At 69.7% G+C, this 16222-nt stretch carries 16 protein-coding genes; 12 read left to right on the top strand and 4 right to left on the bottom strand.

Features of this window, described 5'->3' with window-relative positions; translation table 11 throughout:
- Positions 1 to 7 precede the first annotated feature (7 nt).
- The 7 genes from EAS64_RS28865 to phoU all read left to right on the top strand — a co-directional run bounded on the left by EAS64_RS28865 (position 8) and on the right by phoU (position 4572).
- The gene (locus tag EAS64_RS28865; RefSeq protein WP_439333629.1) at positions 8 to 625 is read left to right on the top strand and encodes a sigma-70 family RNA polymerase sigma factor; all 618 of its coding nucleotides are present in this window, start codon (positions 8 to 10) and stop codon (positions 623 to 625) included.
- A gap of 41 nt (positions 626 to 666) precedes the next feature.
- Positions 667 to 1386 carry an anti-sigma factor family protein gene (locus EAS64_RS45100; protein ID WP_222849693.1) on the top strand — a complete coding sequence of 240 codons (720 nt, stop codon included), beginning with the start codon at positions 667 to 669 and terminating at the stop codon, positions 1384 to 1386.
- A gap of 85 nt (positions 1387 to 1471) precedes the next feature.
- Entirely contained in the window at positions 1472 to 1879 is a 408-nt protein-coding gene (locus EAS64_RS28855) for a TlpA family protein disulfide reductase (RefSeq protein WP_246115908.1), read from the top strand.
- Positions 1880 to 2202: 323 nt separating this feature from the next.
- Complete coding sequence (locus EAS64_RS28850) at positions 2203 to 2667, top strand: DUF4395 domain-containing protein (protein WP_145858176.1); 465 nt, start codon at positions 2203 to 2205, stop codon at positions 2665 to 2667.
- Positions 2664 to 3506, top strand: a complete 843-nt coding sequence (locus tag EAS64_RS28845; RefSeq protein WP_145858174.1) for a sulfurtransferase — start codon at positions 2664 to 2666, stop codon at positions 3504 to 3506. Before EAS64_RS28850 ends, EAS64_RS28845 begins: the two co-directional genes overlap by 4 nt.
- Entirely contained in the window at positions 3503 to 3811 is a 309-nt protein-coding gene (locus tag EAS64_RS28840; RefSeq protein WP_145858173.1) for a DUF1416 domain-containing protein, read from the top strand. Before EAS64_RS28845 ends, EAS64_RS28840 begins: the two co-directional genes overlap by 4 nt.
- A 107-nt stretch (positions 3812 to 3918) precedes the next feature.
- The gene (gene phoU, locus EAS64_RS28835; RefSeq protein ID WP_145858171.1) at positions 3919 to 4572 is read left to right on the top strand and encodes a phosphate signaling complex protein PhoU; all 654 of its coding nucleotides are present in this window, start codon (positions 3919 to 3921) and stop codon (positions 4570 to 4572) included.
- Positions 4573 to 4646: 74 nt separating this feature from the next.
- Here phoU and pstB read toward each other — a convergent pair whose 3' ends face one another.
- Genes pstB through pstS form a run of 4 tightly spaced genes read right to left on the bottom strand, consistent with a single transcriptional unit; the run spans position 4647 to position 8590 of the window.
- Positions 4647 to 5480, bottom strand: coding sequence for a phosphate ABC transporter ATP-binding protein PstB (pstB, locus tag EAS64_RS28830; protein WP_187366321.1), 834 nt, complete (start codon positions 5478 to 5480; stop codon positions 4647 to 4649).
- A 56-nt stretch (positions 5481 to 5536) separates the two neighbouring features.
- Positions 5537 to 6430, bottom strand: a complete 894-nt coding sequence (pstA, locus tag EAS64_RS28825) for a phosphate ABC transporter permease PstA (RefSeq protein WP_145858167.1) — start codon at positions 6428 to 6430, stop codon at positions 5537 to 5539.
- Positions 6430 to 7416, bottom strand: a complete 987-nt coding sequence (gene pstC, locus EAS64_RS28820) for a phosphate ABC transporter permease subunit PstC (protein ID WP_222849692.1) — start codon at positions 7414 to 7416, stop codon at positions 6430 to 6432. The genes pstA and pstC overlap by 1 nt, the downstream gene beginning before the upstream one ends.
- A gap of 49 nt (positions 7417 to 7465) precedes the next feature.
- Positions 7466 to 8590: a phosphate ABC transporter substrate-binding protein PstS gene (gene pstS / locus EAS64_RS28815; protein ID WP_187366251.1), complete on the bottom strand. Its 1125-nt coding sequence runs from the start codon at positions 8588 to 8590 to the stop codon at positions 7466 to 7468.
- A gap of 695 nt (positions 8591 to 9285) precedes the next feature.
- Between pstS and EAS64_RS43890 the strand changes: the two genes are divergently transcribed.
- From EAS64_RS43890 to EAS64_RS28790, 5 genes are all read left to right on the top strand, one after another.
- Entirely contained in the window at positions 9286 to 10131 is an 846-nt protein-coding gene (locus EAS64_RS43890) for a GntR family transcriptional regulator (protein ID WP_187366250.1), read from the top strand.
- A gap of 156 nt (positions 10132 to 10287) precedes the next feature.
- The gene (locus EAS64_RS28805) at positions 10288 to 12081 is read left to right on the top strand and encodes a hypothetical protein (protein WP_145858163.1); all 1794 of its coding nucleotides are present in this window, start codon (positions 10288 to 10290) and stop codon (positions 12079 to 12081) included.
- Positions 12078 to 14219: a hypothetical protein gene (locus EAS64_RS28800; protein ID WP_145858161.1), complete on the top strand. Its 2142-nt coding sequence runs from the start codon at positions 12078 to 12080 to the stop codon at positions 14217 to 14219. The genes EAS64_RS28805 and EAS64_RS28800 overlap by 4 nt, the downstream gene beginning before the upstream one ends.
- On the top strand, positions 14212 to 15507 hold the full coding sequence (locus EAS64_RS28795; RefSeq protein ID WP_246115907.1) for a MurT ligase domain-containing protein: 1296 nt from the start codon (positions 14212 to 14214) through the stop codon (positions 15505 to 15507). Before EAS64_RS28800 ends, EAS64_RS28795 begins: the two co-directional genes overlap by 8 nt.
- Positions 15504 to 16217 (top strand): type 1 glutamine amidotransferase, encoded by a 714-nt coding sequence (locus tag EAS64_RS28790; RefSeq protein ID WP_145858159.1) that lies wholly within the window; start codon positions 15504 to 15506, stop codon positions 16215 to 16217. Before EAS64_RS28795 ends, EAS64_RS28790 begins: the two co-directional genes overlap by 4 nt.
- Positions 16218 to 16222 lie beyond the last annotated feature (5 nt).

Raw genomic sequence — 16222 nt, 5'->3', positions numbered from 1 at the left:
GTTGAGCGTGAGCAACGACCCCGGTCAGCCCTGGCAGCGAGATGTTTCGCCGCCGTTGAACCGGCCGCCCGATCCGGACGTTCTTCCTAATGTGCCGAGCACCGCACCCGCCAGCGGCCAACGCATGGCCGACGATGCCTTTGTCAGGGCGCTGTACGCCGAACATGGCGGCGCCCTGCTTCGGTACACCCTGCACCTGACCGGAGGTGACAGGCAGAAGGCGGAGGACCTCGTGCAAGAGACCATGGTGCGCGCCTGGCGGCATCCGGAGGCGCTTGCCGACCGGCCCGCGCGCCCCTGGCTGTTTGCCGTGGCTCGCAACCTCGCGGTGGACGCCTACCGGGCGCGCCAGTCCCGGCCACCAGAGACCGGGCAGGAAGCGTTCGACACGCTGCCCGCGCAAGACGACGCCGATCGCACGCTCGAGTCCTGGGCGGTCGCTGAGGCGCTGGCGTCTCTGCGCCCCGATCACCGGTCGGTCATCGTCGAGACCTACTACCGGGGCTGTTCTGTCGCCGAGGCGGCGGCAGCCCTGGGAATTCCGGCGGGGACCGTTAAGTCGCGAACGTATTACGCGCTGAAGGCGCTCAGGCTTGCTCTTCAGGAAAGGGGGCTTGCGCCATGACACATTCATCCGGAGGGGCGACGCCCCAGTTCCACCGATCCATGGACTGTGCGGAGACCAGGCTGTCGCTCGGTGTCTACGTGCTCGGCGCCATTGATCCGGCGGAGCGCGCGCTCGTCGACGCGCACCTGGCCACCTGCAGGGACTGCAGGGACGAGCTCGCCAGCCTGGCCGGCCTGCCTGCCCTGCTCGCCAGGGTGTCCCCGGCGGAGGCCTTCGCGCTCGCCGCCGACGAGTCGCCCCATGGCGGCGCCAACGGGGCCGGGCTGGCGAGGAACGCCGAGCCGCCCCGTGAGCTGCTCGCCACCGTGCTCGACCTGACGGCGGCGCGCCAGCGCCGGCGCCGGTGGTGGAGTGCTAGCCTCACCGTGGCGGCCGCGCTGATCATCGCGGTGGGCGTCTTCGGCGGGCTGCGTCTCGGCTTGAGCCCGGCGCAGAATGGGGGCGTGACGTCCGGGGCGGGCGGCACGTGGGAGACCGTGACAGGGCATTCGGCAGGGATGACCGCGACGGTCAAGTATCGGTCGGTGGGCTGGGGCACCCAGCTCGACACCGAGGTCACCGGCATCCCCATCGGCACCAACTGCCAGCTGTGGGTGGTCGACGCCGCCGGGCACCGGGTCCTGGCCGGCAGCTGGCTGACCGACTACGACGAGGGCACGGTCTGGTACCCCGCGTCCGCCGCGATGAACGCTAACGACGTGGAGAGCTTCCAGATCACCGTCGGCAAGAAGGGTGCCATCGCGGTCAAGGCCGACTAACTCGGTACGCATTCTGCGCAAGCTGGGAATAGTCGCCGGCCATCGCGGTGCTGCACTATGCGTGCTCGGTGGCCTGATAGCGGTAGTGGTTGTCCTTGTCGCGTCTTCCGCGGCTGGCTTCGCGCTGCGCCGGCGCCAGGGCCAGTTCCGCCAGGCCCCGTCGGCCGCGGGCGTGCTGACCGCCGCCGACCTGGGTGCGCCGCTCGGGCGGCAGGCGACCCTCGTCCAGTTCTCCACCGATTTCTGCACCTTCTGCGGGCCGACAAGGGAACTGCTCACCACGATGGCGGGCGAGCGCGACGGCGTGGCCTTCGTCGAGATCGACGCGGCCAACCGGATGGACCTCACCAAGCGGCTGCACGTTCTCTCCACGCCAACTGTTCTTGTGCTCGACGCCAGCGGCGGCATCGCGAGCCGTGCGTCGGGCCAGCCCCGCAAGGCTGATCTGCAGGGCGCCCTGGACCTGGTGCTGCGCGGCGGTGGACAGGCTTGAGTTCCCTACTAAATAAGCCGACAACGGGTGCCGTGCCATCCGGCCGGGTGACAGCGGTCCCATCGGTGAATACCATCTGGTACGTGTCCTACCGAACGCCACGATCATCCGCAGAGCGGACGGCGCCGCGCCGCGGGCCGGCCGTGTCCGCCGGAGGCGTGAGCGTGTTGGACATGCTGCTTACCAGGCGGCGAGCCGTCGACTACTGCCGGGTTGCGACCGCGATGTGTCCGCGCCCGGTGTCCGCCGCGCCTGTGTAGCAGTTGCTGCCCCAGGTAGGCGGAGAAAGGCTGGCCATCTCACCTGCGACTGGGAGCATGATCATGACCATCGACGCGCGAGGACCGCGTTTCGGCGCGGTAATCACCACCGTCGTGCTCGCCGTTGTCGTGGTCACGGCAGGTGTTTCGCATCCCGCCGCCGGGTGGCTGCTGTTCCTGCAGACCTTGGTGTTCGCCGTGGGAGCGCTTGCCGGGCTGCGCTACGCGCCCTACGGGTTCATCTTCCGTTCCCTGGTCCGGCCACGGCTCGGGCCACCGACAAAAACCGAGGCGGAAGCGCCACCGCGCTTCGCGCAAGGCGTGGGCATGGTGTTCGCCGCGATCGGCACCATAGGCTTCGCCGCTGGCGTGCCGGTGCTCGGGGTAGTCTTCGCCGCGTTCGCCCTGGCGGCCGCGTTTCTCAACGCGGCGTTCGACTTCTGCCTTGGTTGCCAGATGTACCTGTTCATTCAAAGAATCCGGCTAGCCCAGCGGGGCGGGCCGAACAAGGAGGTTTCTCAGCCATGAGCCGTTCCGACGTCCTAGTCGACGCCGACTGGGTCGAGGCCCAGATTGGCGCGCCTGGCACCGTCATCGTCGAGGTAGATGAGGACACGAGCGCGTACGACAAGGGGCACATCCCCAGCGCGATCAAGATCGACTGGAAGAAGGACCTACAGGACCCGGTCCGCCGCGACTTCGTCGACAAGGTCGGCTTCGAGGCCCTGCTCTCCGAGCGGGGCATCTCCAACGACGACACCGTGGTCCTCTACGGAGGCAACAACAACTGGTTCGCGGCCTACGCCTACTGGTACTTCAAGCTGTACGGGCACGACAAGGTGCTGCTGCTCGACGGCGGCCGCAAGAAGTGGGAGCTCGACTCCCGCGAGCTGAGCACCGACGTGCCGGCCAGGGACAAGACCAGCTACACCGCCTCCGAGCAGGACGCGGCGCTCCGCGCCAAGCGGGACGAGGTCATCGACGCGATCGGCAAGCGTAACCTCGTCGACGTCCGCTCGCCCGACGAGTTCGCCGGGCGGCTGCTCGCCCCGGCGCACCTGCCGCAGGAGCAGGCGCAGCGCGGCGGTCACATCCCCACCGCGAAGAACGTCCCGTGGTCCAAGGCCGCGAACGAGGACGGCACCTTCAAGTCCGACGACGACCTCACCGCCCTGTACCAGGACGAGGCCGGCGTCGACTTCGGCAAGGACACGATCGCGTACTGCAGGATCGGCGAGCGTTCGGCGCACACCTGGTTCGTGCTGCACGAGATCCTCGGCCAGCCGAACGTGAAGAACTACGACGGATCATGGACCGAATACGGCTCGCTGGTTGGCGTGCCGATCGAACTGGGTGAGGGCAAGTGAGCAACGACAGCTGCGGTGCACCGGCTGGTGGCGTGACCATCAGCAAGGACAAGTCGAGCAAGGAGGCGGTCATCGAGGGGCAGGTGCTCCGCGGTGGCGCCCCGGTGTCCCCGGGTTACGCCCGGCTGCTCGGCACCGGCGACGAGTTCGTGGCCGAGGTTCCGCTCGGCGAGGATGGCGGCTTCCGCTTCTTCGCCGCGCCTGGCGAGTGGACGCTGCGCGTGCTCGCCCCCGGTCAGGTCCGCCTCGAGCAGGAGGTCACGGCGGACATCGGCCAGGTCACCAAGGTCGAATTCCTCGTCTGATATCACGAGCCGCCGTCAACCGCCCCAGGAGCTGCTCCTGGGGCGGTTCACTTTATGGTCGCGTTCTGGTCGGCTTTCCTTCGCCTGCCCTGCGTAGGCTTTAGCCCATGAGCGAGCACCGGCAAGAGTTCGACAACGAGCTTGAGGCGATCGAGAGCAAGGTCATCGAGCTGTTCGCGATGGTGGCCGAGGGACTGCCCACGGCCACCCAGGCGCTGCTGAACAGCGATAACGAGGGGTATGCGCTGCTGGCCGAGCGGGATCGCATCATCGACGCCCTCTACGTCGAGACCGAGGGCCTGGCCAACAGGGAGATCGTGCTCCAGGCCCCGGTTGCCTCCGACCTGCGGTTCCTGCTGTCGGTGCTCCGCATCGTGCCGGAGCTCGAGCGCTCGCACGACCTCGTGGTGCACATCGCGGCGAGCGCCAGCCACTTCCTCGGCGTCGACCTGTCGCCGCGCGCCAGGGGTCTCGTTCAGCGGATGAGCGACCTCGCCGCCGACATGTGGCGGAAGGCGGCCGACTCGTGGTACCAGCGGGATCGGACCGCGGCGGTGGCCATCGCCGAGCTCGACGAGGGCATGGACGAGCTGCACGCGAGCCTCATCGCCGAACTCGCCTCCGGCGGCACCGCCGTCCCCGTGGCGATGGAGATGGCCCTGGTCGCGCGGGACTACGAGCGGCTCGGCGCGCACGCCGTCAACATCGCGCGGCGCGTGGTCTACCTGGCCGGTTCCTTCCCGGACAGGCCGCAGGCATAACAGGAGGAACGGGTGCGGCCTCGTGTAGGCCGCACCCGTTCCTCTTATCGCGTTTTGATCCCAGACCCGGGTGGCTACCCCATCCGGCCTGTCACGTAGGCCTGGGTGCGGCTGTCGTGCGGGTCCTCGAAGATCTGCTGGGTCGGGCCGTACTCCACCAGCACGCCGGTGCGGGTGTCGTTCTTGGAGTCGGTGAGCACCGAGAAGAACGCCGTCCGGTCGCTGACCCGGGTGGCCTGCTGCATGTTGTGGGTAACGATGACGATCGTGTAGTTCTTCTTGAGCTCGCGGATCAGGTCCTCGATGGCGAGCGTGGCGATCGGGTCGAGCGCCGAGGCGGGCTCGTCCATCAGCACCACGTCCGGCTCCACCGCGATCGTACGGGCGATGCACAGCCGCTGCGCCTGACCGCCGGACAGGGCGAGACCGGACTGCTTGAGCCGGTTCTTCACCTCGTCCCACAGCACCGCGGCGCGCAGCGAGCGCTCGACGATCTCGTCGAGCTTGGCCTTGTTCCGCTCGCCGTTGATCCGCGGACCGTACGCGACGTTGTCGTAGATGGACTTCGGGAACGGGTTCGGCTTCTGGAAGACCATGCCGATGCGCCGGCGGACCGCCGCCGGGGAGACTTCCTTGGCATACAGGTCCGCGCCCCGGTAGGTCATCTGGCCCTCGAGGCGCGCGCCGACCACCAGGTCGTTCATCCGGTTGAAGGCGCGGAGCACGGTCGACTTGCCGCTGCCGGACGAGCCGATGAACGCGGTGACCTCGTGCTCGTGGATCGGTAGCGAAACGTCGGTCACGGCCTTGAATGACCCGTAATAGATCGAGACGTTCTGCACGTCGAAGATGGTCGCCCGGGGCGTGTCGGTCGCCGGAGCCTGGACGGTGGTCTCAAGCTTCGGCATGTTCGTGGAAACCGTCTGAGCGACGACTTCTGGTTCAGGCTGTTCCATAACGATCCCTACCGAGTGTAACGGGTGAATCGGGCGGTGACTATGCGGGCGAGGAGCATCAGGATGAAGGCGATGACGATCAGCGTGAGCGCCGAGCCCCAGGCACGGTCCTGTGCGCCGATGAAGGGCTGCGTCGCGTTGTTGAAGATCTGCGTGGACAAAGCGGTGTTCGGGCCGCTGAACAGGTTCGTGTTGGTCGATTCGACGGTGAGGATGGTGAACAGCAGCGGGGCCGTCTCGCCGGCGGCGCGGGCGACGGCGAGCAGAGCGCCAGAGACGATCCCGCCAACCGCGGCGGGCAGCACGACCGTCAGCGTCACGCGGGCCTTGGTGGCCCCGAGAGCGTAGCTCGCCTCCCTGAGCTCATTCGGGACCAGCCGAAGCATCTCGTAAGAGGAACGGATCACTATGGGCAGCATCAGGCAGCCGAGGGCGAAGGCGCCCGCCAGGCCCGAATACCCGAAGTGCACCACCCAGATGGTGAAGATGAAGAGCCCCATGACGATAGACGGCACGCCCGTCATCACGTCGGAAAAGAAGGAGATGACCGGCGCTAGCAGGCGATTCCTGTCACCGTACTCACTGATGAAGACGGCGCCGAGCACACCAAGCGGTATGGCCATGAGGGCGGCGAAGCCAGTGGTAATCAGCGTGCCGACGACCGCCGCGCCCATGCCGCCGATCGTCACGGGCAGCACATTGGGCGGGATGGTGCTGTTGGTTAGGAACTGCCAACTGATCGCCGAAACGCCCTTCGAGATCACCGTGAACAGGACAAAGCCGAGCGGGATCACCATGGCGGCGAAGGCAACCCACATCACGACGAGCGAGATCTGGTTCTTGACGCGCCGCCATCCGCCCGCCTCGCGCAGGTCAATTGCCGGCTGCGTGGTGGCTGTCATCAGGCCCCCCTCATGCGCCGCGCGTTCCGCTCCACGACGGAGCGGGCGGTCAGGTTGACGATGATCGTGAGCAGGAACAGCAGGACACCAAGGCCGATCAGCGCAGAACGCTGAACGCCCGAGGCCTCGCCGAACTGGTTCGCGATGACGGCGGGCATGGAGTAGCCGGGGAAAAACAGGTGCGAGGTGACCGTTGCCGACGACCCGATCACGAGCGCGGCCGCGATCGTCTCCCCCATGGCCCGGCCGAGACCGAGCAGCATCGCCCCGACAACGCCCGTCTGGCTGTGCGGCCAGACCGCGCCTCGGATCATTTCCCAGCGAGTGGCGCCAAGCGCGTAGGCGCCCTCCTTGTCCGATGTCGGCACGGTAGCGATGACCTCACGGGAGAGCGACGTTACGATCGGCGTGATCATGATGGCCAGGATCAGGCCGGTGGTGAAAAACGACGCACCATCGACCCCCGGGCCACCGAACAGCGAGTCGAGTACCGGGATGCCGTTCACGGCTGAGGCGATCGAGGCGTAGATCGGCTGGAGCCATGGCGCCAGCACGATGATGCCCCACAAGCCCCAGACGACGGACGGGACCACGGCGAGCAGGTCAATCACGTAGACGATGGGTCGTGCCCAGCGGCTCGGCACGACCTCCGTCAGCAGCAGGGCGATGCCGACGCTGATCGGGAACGCGATTACGACCGCGATCACCGAGGTGATGACCGTGCCGTAGACGAAGGCCATCGGGCCGAACTTGTCATGCGCCGGATCCCAGTCGGCGGAGAAGATGCCTGACCAGCCCGCCGTGGTGAACCAGCTCACGGACTGCTGGCTCATGGTGACGGCGATGAGCACGAGGATTATCAGGACAAGCAGGCCGGCGGCGAGCGTAAGGATCTGGAAGGCGCGGTCCCCGAGCGGTCGGCGCGTCGACAGCCGGGAGGCGGACCCGGCCGGGGTGGCCGGATCCGCCTGCGCTGTGACGCTCACGCCGACAGCCCGATCATGGTCAGGTCTGGCTGCGTCATGGCGGTGGTCCTTATGAAGTGATCTGGCTTAGCTGCGCCACAGCCTTCGAGTCGATGCTAGACGGCATCGGCGCGTAGAAGATCTGCGTGAGGAGTTTCTGCCCGTCTCCGAGCAGGTAGCTAATGTAGGCCTTGAGCAGAGCCACATCGTTGGCGTTGGGCTGCTTCGCGTAGACGAGTACCCAGGACTGGGCGGTAATCGGGTAGGAGCTTGCGCCGGACGCCCAGACCGCGCTGAAGGTGAGGTCGGGGCTGACCACCGATCCGTCGCCCGCCGCGGACGCGCCGCTCACCGAAGGCGCGACGAAGGCGCCAGACTTGTTCTGCACCAAGGCGGCGGACAGGCCGGAAGCCTGCGCGGTGGCGAAGTCGTTGTACCCGATGGCGCCAGCGGTGGACTTGACGACCGATGCCACCCCCCCGTTCCCGTTGGCGGCGTGAGCGGTCGATGGCCACTTCACGGTTGAGGCGTTGCCGAGCGTCCACGTCGACCCCGCGCCGTCCTGAAGGAACGTCGCGAAGTTCTGCGTGGTGCCGGAGGAGTCCGAGCGGACCGCGGTGGTGATCGCCGTGGACGGGAGGTTAACACCGGGGTTGAGTGACTTGATGGCTGGATCGTTCCAGGTCTTGATCTGGCCCTGGAAGATCTCCGCGATGACCTTCGGCGTCAGCTTCAGGTTGCTTACACCCGAGAGGTTGTAGGTCACCGCGATCGGGCTGAACAGGATGGGGAAGTACAAGACCTTCTGCCCCTTGAAGTCCGCCGTCTCGGTGGCCGGGATCGGCGAGTCGGAGCCGGCGAAGTTGACCGTACCTGCGGCGAGGTTCGCCCGGCCGGTGCCTGAGCCGACGCCACTGTAGTTGACGGTGATCTTGGGGCTAATCGACTTGAACGCCGAGATGGCAGCCTGCTCGAAGGTGAGCTGGAGCGTCGAGCCACTGCCGTTGATCGTGCCGCTTGCGGAGGAGGCGCCCGACGTCGAGCCGCCGCCGGAGGTCGCCGTGGAAGTACCGGTGGCGCCCGGAGCTGACGAGCTAGACGAGGAGGAGCTTGACGAAGAGCAGGCGGCCAGGGCCAGTGCCGCGAGCACGGCACCCCCGGCCACCACGGCCTGCTTGCTGCCTCGGAGCTGCATAAGAGGGTTCTCCTTGTAATTGAAGCGCATCGCGCGCGATTCCAGTCTGATCGATCTGCGTGACCGCAAAAGGATGGCAACGCGTTCAGTGATAGGTGGCGTAAGTAGCATGCAGTGACATCGAGATGGACGTGAGGCGGACTCTAGGTTAACTTCTGGTGACTTGCCTCATCCGCTGGATTGCTGGCTCGTGTTCCCCTTGTCACTGTACGGAGTCATCTGCGTGCCATTTCCGTATATGTACGATCTCTATCTCTGTGCATTGATTGGGCCTTAACGGGCGAAATTCCCGGGTTGGCCTAGAGGTTAACATTGCAGGTAGTGCAGCCCTTGGCGGCCAGTGAAGTGCATGTGCACGCACATCATCGCATCCCCTCGGCGACGTGCCGTCGCGGGTTGACCGGGACGCGGTGCGGCGTGCGCGACTGTCGCGCTCAGGGTGCTCGACCGCACCGCCGACCTGAATATGATTTACCTACATGACATTTAGAAGATTACTTTCATTCCTCTTGTATTCAACTTAAGTTTACCTTCACTGAATATCAATTAGGCGGACGTGACAAGGCTATATCCATTCGTTTTGCCGACTGGAGGCGCGGACAAGCCATGGGGGAAGCAGAGCCAGCCAGGCGGTCCGGCGTGGCCGCCCTCGACCCGGCCAGCGGTGGCCGGCTGGCCGACGTTCCACAGGGCGGATGACTGCCGTTCCGGGGGGAAACGGCGGCGCGGCGGGTGCCCGTGGCCGTGGCGGTCATGTTCAGGCAAGCAGCACGGAGGTCGACGCGGCGGTGCCGCCGCAGCGGGCGGCAAGCGGCGTGCTCGCGGACCGGATGGCCGCCGCGCTCGTGCATCGCGAGCCGGGCTGGCAGCTGCCACGGCGCAGCGCGCTCGCCCGCAGGTACAACGTCAGCATGGCCGAGATCGACGTGGCTATCGGCGAACTCGCCCGCCGCTCGCTGATCCGCAGGCTGCCCGACGGGCAGCTGTACCGCGCCAGCCCAGCCGAGTACCTGATACCGCTCGAGGGCGTCGGGGGCCTCAGCACCAGGCTCGATCCGATGGGCGGCGAGATCGTCTGCACCGCGCGGCACGTGTCGCTGCGCGCCGCGCCGCAGGACGTCGCCTGGTCCCTCGCGGTCGCGGGGGAGGCTCCTGTCCGCATCGTCCGCTGCGCCTGGGCGGTGGGCGCCGAGCCCGTCGCCATCTCCGCGGCCTACATCCCCGGCGTCGCGGCCGATCACGTGACCGATGAGCCGAGCAGCTTCGAGGACACCCTGCGCGCCCCGCCGGGCAGCCTTTCCTCGATCGAGCGGGTGCACGCCCGTGCGGTCGACCTCGAGCTCACCCCGCCGCAGCCATCAGTCGCCCGCAGCCTGCGGCTGCTGCCCGGCCAGGCGGCGATCGCCGTGACCATCCGGTTCGATGACCAGGCCACCGGTGTCCCGGCCGGCCTGACGACGGTCACCATGAAGCCGCATCACTTCCGCGTGGTCATCCAGGCAGGCGATTCGCTCCCCCGCCCGCCTCACCTGCCGGACTGAGAGCGGATTTCGGAGACCGTTCGGACAGAGGCGGCGGCGCGCAAAGCCTGTCGCGCGCAAGGCGGCCGGCCGAACGGCGGCGCTACTCTGCGGCCGGCCGAAGGGACAACCCGTCGGGTATCGACACAGATCGTAATTATTTGGCAACATAGAGTTATGACATTAGGAACAGTGCCCGAGACGGGGGCGTTGCCGCGGCGTGGTCGTCGGCTGATTCCGGCCGGCGTTCCCCGGCGTGGCGAGGTTCTCGCGGTGTTCGCCGTGACGATCGTGGTCGGGCACCTCGTGTTCGCTCCGGTGACGCTGGTCGTTGCGACTGTGCTCGCGGCGGCCGGCAAGGCGAGCCGGTGGCGGCTGTGGTGGCTGCTGCTCCCCGCGGGCGTGGGCCTTGCCTGGCTGCTCGCGCGTGGACCTGGCAGCGCGCTGGCCGGCTTCACCGCGTGGCCGTCGGGCATCCTCGGCTCGCTGCACGGGCAGCTGGCCGGGCATCCTGCTGCCTACCAGGAGCATCCGCCGGCGGGGCTCCGCCTTGCCTGGCACTCGCTGCCCGCGCAACTCCCCATCGCGCTCATCTGCGGCGCGGCCGAGGCCGCCGTGCTCGGCTGGCTCGTCTGGCTACAAACCGACGAATGGGCGGTACCCGCGCCGCGTCCCGGCGTGCTCGCCGCGGTGCGGGGCCGGGTCGCCGCTGCCACGATCCGGGCGGGCGTGGTGCTCACCAGGGACGGCTGCGCCCTCGGCGTCGTGCCGGCCACCGGTGCCGTCGCGGAGCTGAGCTGGGATGAGATGTCCGGCGGGCTACTCATTACCAGCGACGATTCCCGGAATGTCACGCTGGCCAGCCTCCAGGTGGTGCACGCCGCACTGCGCCGCCGCAAAGCGCTGATCGTCATCGACCTCAGCGACGCGGCCGACCCCAACGACACGGCAGGCCTGGTCCGTGCGCTCACGGCCGCCTGCCTGGCGACCGGCACGCCGCTGCAAACGGACGGTTCCACCACCGGTCTCGTGGCGAGCGCGGACGGCGCCGGGGCCGGTTTCGAGGAGATGACCGGGAGAGGAGCGCAGGCGGCGGGTGGACGGGGCGGCGCGAGCGCCAGCCGGCTGTGGGGCCGAGCGCGCGAGGACCCACCCGGTAGCCCCCGCGCGGTCCGCGCCCCCGTCGACCTGCACCAGGTGATCCTGGAGCGTTCGGCCGCCCGGCTGCCCGCGGACTCACCCGAGGAGGCGGCCCGCGCCAGCGCCGATCTGGCGGCACTCGCACAGCACCTGCGGGCGATCGGCGTCGACGGCGATGGCCTGGTCTGGATTCCTCGCGGTGAACTGATGTCCGCGGAAGACATGGCCACCCTGCTGCGCGACGCGCCAGCCGCGGGCCTCTCGGTGCTGCTCGGCGCCACGTCGCCCGCCGCCGCGGCGGATCTCGCAGGCCTGGTCGGTGCCACGCTCGCCCTGCGCGTCACCGACCCGGCCCTTGCGTCGCGCCTCGCGGAGCTGACCGGTACCCGGATGGTGCCCGCGTCGGCCGCCGCGGCACTCGCTGGCATGGCCGGAGCGCCAGCGGGCTCGTGGTCGCCACCAGGCATGCCCACGATGCCCGCCTTCCCCGCGCCGCCCGCTACGGCCATGCCGCGCGCTACGGCCATGCCGCCCGCTACCGCCATGCCTGCAGCAGCTTCCGCGCAGGCAGCCGGCACAGCGCTTCCCGGCGTGCCTGCGATGCCGGGGACAGACCTCATGCGCTGCCCCGTTATCCCGCCGCGGACGCTGCGCGCACTGCGGCGCGGTGAGTTCGTCCTCGCGGTGAATGTGCCGCACAGGCGCCTGATCGCGCTCGGCCGGTTCATTCCCGCGCGCCTCCCACGCCGGGCGGAGCCGCCGCACCGAGACAAGTCGCCATACCGGGAGGCGCCGCCGAGCTGGACAGCGCCGGAGGTGGCCGGGTCATGACGGATCCACTCTACCTCGGCTGGCAGTACGCCACCCCGCACGCCGACCCTGGGCCGCCGCCGCGCCCGCCCACGCCGCCGACGCCTCTCGGTCCGGTCAGCCTGGCCGGCGACGGCTGGCTCGCGGCTCAGCGCCGGGAGGAGAAGCTGATCAGCCGACCGCAACGGATCGCCATCATGGTGGCGACGCTTGCCGCGTTCGCGCTCGTGGCCTGCACGGCGGCCGGCTGGGTGACCATCGTCATCGCGGTGCCCGCCATGGCGGCCTGCCTGATCATCGCGGGACGCTGCTGCCTCGCCCTCTGGCGGGGTCAGAGGGTGCTGTGCGGGCGCATCGACGCGGAGCGGTACCGGACGGAGCTGCTCAGCGCGGACCGCGAGCGCCGCGTCGCCGCGGCGCGGGCGGACCACGCGCGGCGGGTCAGCCAGTGGCAGGAACAGCGGTCGGCGTTCACCCGGCAGAAGCGCTGGTACGCCGTGCCTGTGCCGGACGGGATCGACCGGGTGGACGTCGCGGGCGGCACGCTGGCCGGCTGGTCGGCGATGCTGACTATGGCCGCCTCCTACCGGCTCGCCTCCGGGGGCGAGGTGACCGTCATCGACCTGTCTGGCGGCGCGGTCGCGGCCGACCTGGCCGGCCTGTACGCGGGCGCCGCGGCCAGCACCGCGGAAAGCACCGCGGCCAGCACTGGGGTCGGCACCCCGGCAGCGGGCGGGCTGCCGGCCGTCTGGGTGCTGCCGCAGGACCTGCCGCGGCTCGACATCGCTGCGGCGCTGCCCGCACAGGAACTCGCCGGGGTGCTCGCGCTTTCCGCCAGTGTCGCCGAGGAACGGAGATCGGCAAGGGACCTGGCCATCGACACGGCGATCCTCGATCGCGTCATCGGCGTGCTCGACCCGGCAGCGGGCGCCGTCGGGGTGCGCCGGGTGACGGCGGCGCTGCGCGCGCTTGCCGAGGTCGGCGACCCGCGTGCCGATCTGGCGACCGGACTGCTCACCGAGCGCGAGGCAGGGGAACTCGGCGCGCTGTTCGGCCGGGCGGCCACCGACCGCGTGGTGCTCGAGCGGGCACTCGCGATGGAGGCGCAGCTGCGCGTGCTCGACCGCGTCGGCACCGACCCGGTCCGCCTGCCACGGTCCAGGCTGCGCGTCGTCGCGCTCGACCGCCGTGCCAGCCCGCAGGCCGCGACGGCGATCAGCGGCTTCGCGGTGACCGCGCTCACCCGGCTGATCGGCCAGGAGCAGGCGCCGCCCGGCCCGGTCTCCTGGCAGCACACCGTGTTCCTGCTCGGCGCCGAACGGCTACGCGACGACGTGCTCGACCGGCTCGCCGATGCCTGCGAGGCCGGACGGCGCGGACTCGTGCTCGCCTACCGATCGCTGCCGCCGCACGTCAGGCAGCGGCTCGGCCGCGGCAACGCGGCCACCGCCTTCATGCGGCTCGGCAACGCGGACGAGGCGAAGGCGGCGAGCGAGCAGATCGGCACGTCGCACCGGTTCCTCCTGTCCCAGCTGACGGAGACCGTCGGCACCTCGGTCACCGACAGCCTCGGCGGTTCGTACACCAGCACCGTCGGCGACTCCGCCTCGGCCGCCGCCTCCGCCTCGGACAGCGAGTCCCGGTCGACGGGCACGGGGCGGAGCCGCTCCGCCGCGCCGGGCGCCCTGCCGCTGCCAGGCGCCGCGTCACGCTCCACGCAGGCGGGCACGTCGTGGAGCACCTCCGCGTCCGCCTCGCTCACCGCCGGGATCAGCACGAGCACCGCGTGGGGCGTTTCCACCTCGCGGGCGACAGGGGACAGCGAGTCGCTTGCCAGGTCGCTGCAGCGGTCGCGCGAGCTGGTGGTCGAGCCGTCCGAGCTGCAGCGCCTGCCGGCCACCGCGATGATCATCAGCTACGGTGACGCCGCGGCACGCCGGGTGCTGCTCGCCGACGCCAACCCGGCCATCGGCTCGCTGGCCGTCGCCACGCTCGCCCCCCTCGCCGGCGACATGATGCTCGCCGGCAACCACGGGCTCGCCGCTGACCTCGCGCTCGGCTCGGCGCGCGGACAAGTTAACGCGCCCGTCACGTTGCCGGCGGCTCGTCGGGGCCCGCCGCCGCCCGGCGAACGGATAGCATCAGCGCACGATGGATGACAACACCCAGCACCGCACCAGATTGCCGATGCGGGCCAGGCTCGCCACCACGGTCGGCGGCGCGGCGGCCACCGTATCCCGCCTCGCCGGCAAGGGTGACGGCTCGGTCATCGGCGGCATCATCGGCCTGCGCCTGGCACCTGACCTGCTGTCGCAGCTTGCCACCGGGCGCCAGGTCGTCCTCGTCACGGGCACCAACGGCAAGACCACGACCACGAAGCTGATCACCGCCGCGCTCGCACCGCTCGGCAGCAAGATCGCCTCCAACATCTACGGCGCCAACATGGAGGCCGGGCTGACGTCCGCGCTCAGCCGCGCGCCCGACGCGCCGGTCGCGGTGCTCGAGACGGACGAGAAGTACATTCCCGCGATGGTCAAGGCGACGCGGCCCAAGGTAGTCGTCCTGCTTAACCTGAGCCGGGACCAGATGGACCGCGCGGCCGAGATCTGGCTGCTGGCGCGCCGCTGGCGGGACGCGCTCGCCGCCGCGCCCGACTGCCGGGTGGTGGCCAACGCCGACGACCCGCTCGTCGCCTGGGCGGCGAGCGCCGCGGGCAAGGTCACCTGGGTCGCCGCGGGCCAGCGCTGGCGTGAAGACTCCTGGTGCTGCCCCAACTGCGGCGCTCACCTGCAGCGCGAGGGCGACGACTGGTCTTGCCGCGAATGTGGCGGCCGCCGCCCGCCGGTGAGCTGGATGCTCTACGGCGACGAGGTCATCGATCCGTCTGGCAGGGCCACCCAGCTCGGCCTTGCACTGCCAGGCCGGGCGAACCGGTCAAACGCCGTCATCGCGCTCGCTGTTGCCGAGGCGTTCGGCGTGCATCTCAGCCACGCGCTCGCCGAATTGCGCAAGGTCACCTCGGTCGCCGGCCGGTACACGCAGGTCAACCGCCGTGGCTGCGACATCAGGCTGCTGCTCGCCAAGAACCCGGCGGGCTGGCTCGAGGCGCTCGACGTCATGGTGCCGCCGCCCGTCCCCGTGCTGCTCGCGGTCAACGCGCAAGGACCCGACGGCAAGGACACTTCCTGGCTGTGGGACGTGGACTTCCGCAGGCTCCGCGGCAGGCCCATCCTGGTCGGCGGCGAACGCAGGCTTGACCTCGCCGTCCGGCTCGAGGCCGACGAGGTGGCATTCCGGCTGGTGAACGACATCGACGAGGCGGTCGACGCGGCCCTGGCAGTGGGCGCCGCCGCGGCCGGGCCAGGCGGGACGGCGCCGAGCCTCGAGGTGCTCGCCAACTACACCGCGTTCCAGCAGTACCGGGTCGCTCTTGGGAGGGTCCAATGAGGTCACTTCGGCTGGTCTGGGTCTACCCGGACCTGCTCAGCACCTATGGCGACCGCGGCAACGTGCTGGTGCTCGAGCGGCGCGCGCGGCTGCGCGGCCTGCCCGTCGAGATCGTCGAGGTCAACTCCGACCAGCGGGTGCCGCGCGACGGCGACATCTACCTGATGGGCGGCGGCGAGGACCTGCCGCAGACCCTGGCGACGCGGCGGCTGCTGGCGGACGGCGGGCTGCACGAGGCGGCAGGTGGCGGCGCGGTGGTGTTCGCGGTCTGCGCTGGCTACCAGATGCTCGGCACCGAGTTCGGCGGTGTGGAGGGCGCACCGGTGCAGGGACTCGGGCTGCTCGACATGCGCAGCGGCCGCGGCGAGGTGCGCGCCGTCGGCGAGATCGTCGCCGACGTCGATCCCGGACTCAACGTGGGACGGTTGACCGGGTTCGAGAACCACCAGGGCGTCACCAGGCTCGGCCCCAATGTCCGGCCGCTAGCCCGCACTGAGCTCGGTACGGGCAACGGCGACGGGACGGAGGGCGCCTACCTGGGCCGCGTGCTTGGCACGTACCTGCACGGCCCCGCGCTCGTGCGCAATCCCGGCCTCGCGGACCTGCTGCTCTACTGGGCCGCCGGCCCGCTGCCGCAGATTCCGCCGCAGGCCGAGGAACTGGCGAACGCGCTGCGCGCCGAGCGCCTTGGCGCGGTGCTGCCCCGCTGAACACG

Origin of the sequence: Trebonia kvetii, from assembly GCF_007827045.1 — a bacterium.
GTDB lineage: Bacteria > Actinomycetota > Actinomycetes > Streptosporangiales > Streptosporangiaceae > Trebonia > Trebonia kvetii.
This window is presented reverse-complemented; position numbering and strand designations above follow the sequence as displayed.

Bases quoted from the DNA above. Each gene is read 5' to 3' on its own strand.
- EAS64_RS45100 (WP_222849693.1), top strand. From the start codon at position 667: ATGGACTGTGCGGAGACCAGGCTGTCGCTCGGTGTCTACGTGCTCGGC.
- EAS64_RS28850 (WP_145858176.1), top strand. From the start codon at position 2,203: ATGACCATCGACGCGCGAGGACCGCGTTTCGGCGCGGTAATCACCACC.
- EAS64_RS28845 (WP_145858174.1), top strand. From the start codon at position 2,664: ATGAGCCGTTCCGACGTCCTAGTCGACGCCGACTGGGTCGAGGCCCAG.
- phoU (WP_145858171.1), top strand. From the start codon at position 3,919: ATGAGCGAGCACCGGCAAGAGTTCGACAACGAGCTTGAGGCGATCGAG.
- pstB (WP_187366321.1), bottom strand. From the start codon at position 5,480: ATGCCGAAGCTTGAGACCACCGTCCAGGCTCCGGCGACCGACACGCCC.
- pstA (WP_145858167.1), bottom strand. From the start codon at position 6,430: ATGACAGCCACCACGCAGCCGGCAATTGACCTGCGCGAGGCGGGCGGA.
- pstS (WP_187366251.1), bottom strand. From the start codon at position 8,590: ATGCAGCTCCGAGGCAGCAAGCAGGCCGTGGTGGCCGGGGGTGCCGTG.
- EAS64_RS43890 (WP_187366250.1), top strand. From the start codon at position 9,286: ATGACTGCCGTTCCGGGGGGAAACGGCGGCGCGGCGGGTGCCCGTGGC.
- EAS64_RS28805 (WP_145858163.1), top strand. From the start codon at position 10,288: ATGACATTAGGAACAGTGCCCGAGACGGGGGCGTTGCCGCGGCGTGGT.
- EAS64_RS28800 (WP_145858161.1), top strand. From the start codon at position 12,078: ATGACGGATCCACTCTACCTCGGCTGGCAGTACGCCACCCCGCACGCC.
- EAS64_RS28795 (WP_246115907.1), top strand. From the start codon at position 14,212: ATGGATGACAACACCCAGCACCGCACCAGATTGCCGATGCGGGCCAGG.
- EAS64_RS28790 (WP_145858159.1), top strand. From the start codon at position 15,504: ATGAGGTCACTTCGGCTGGTCTGGGTCTACCCGGACCTGCTCAGCACC.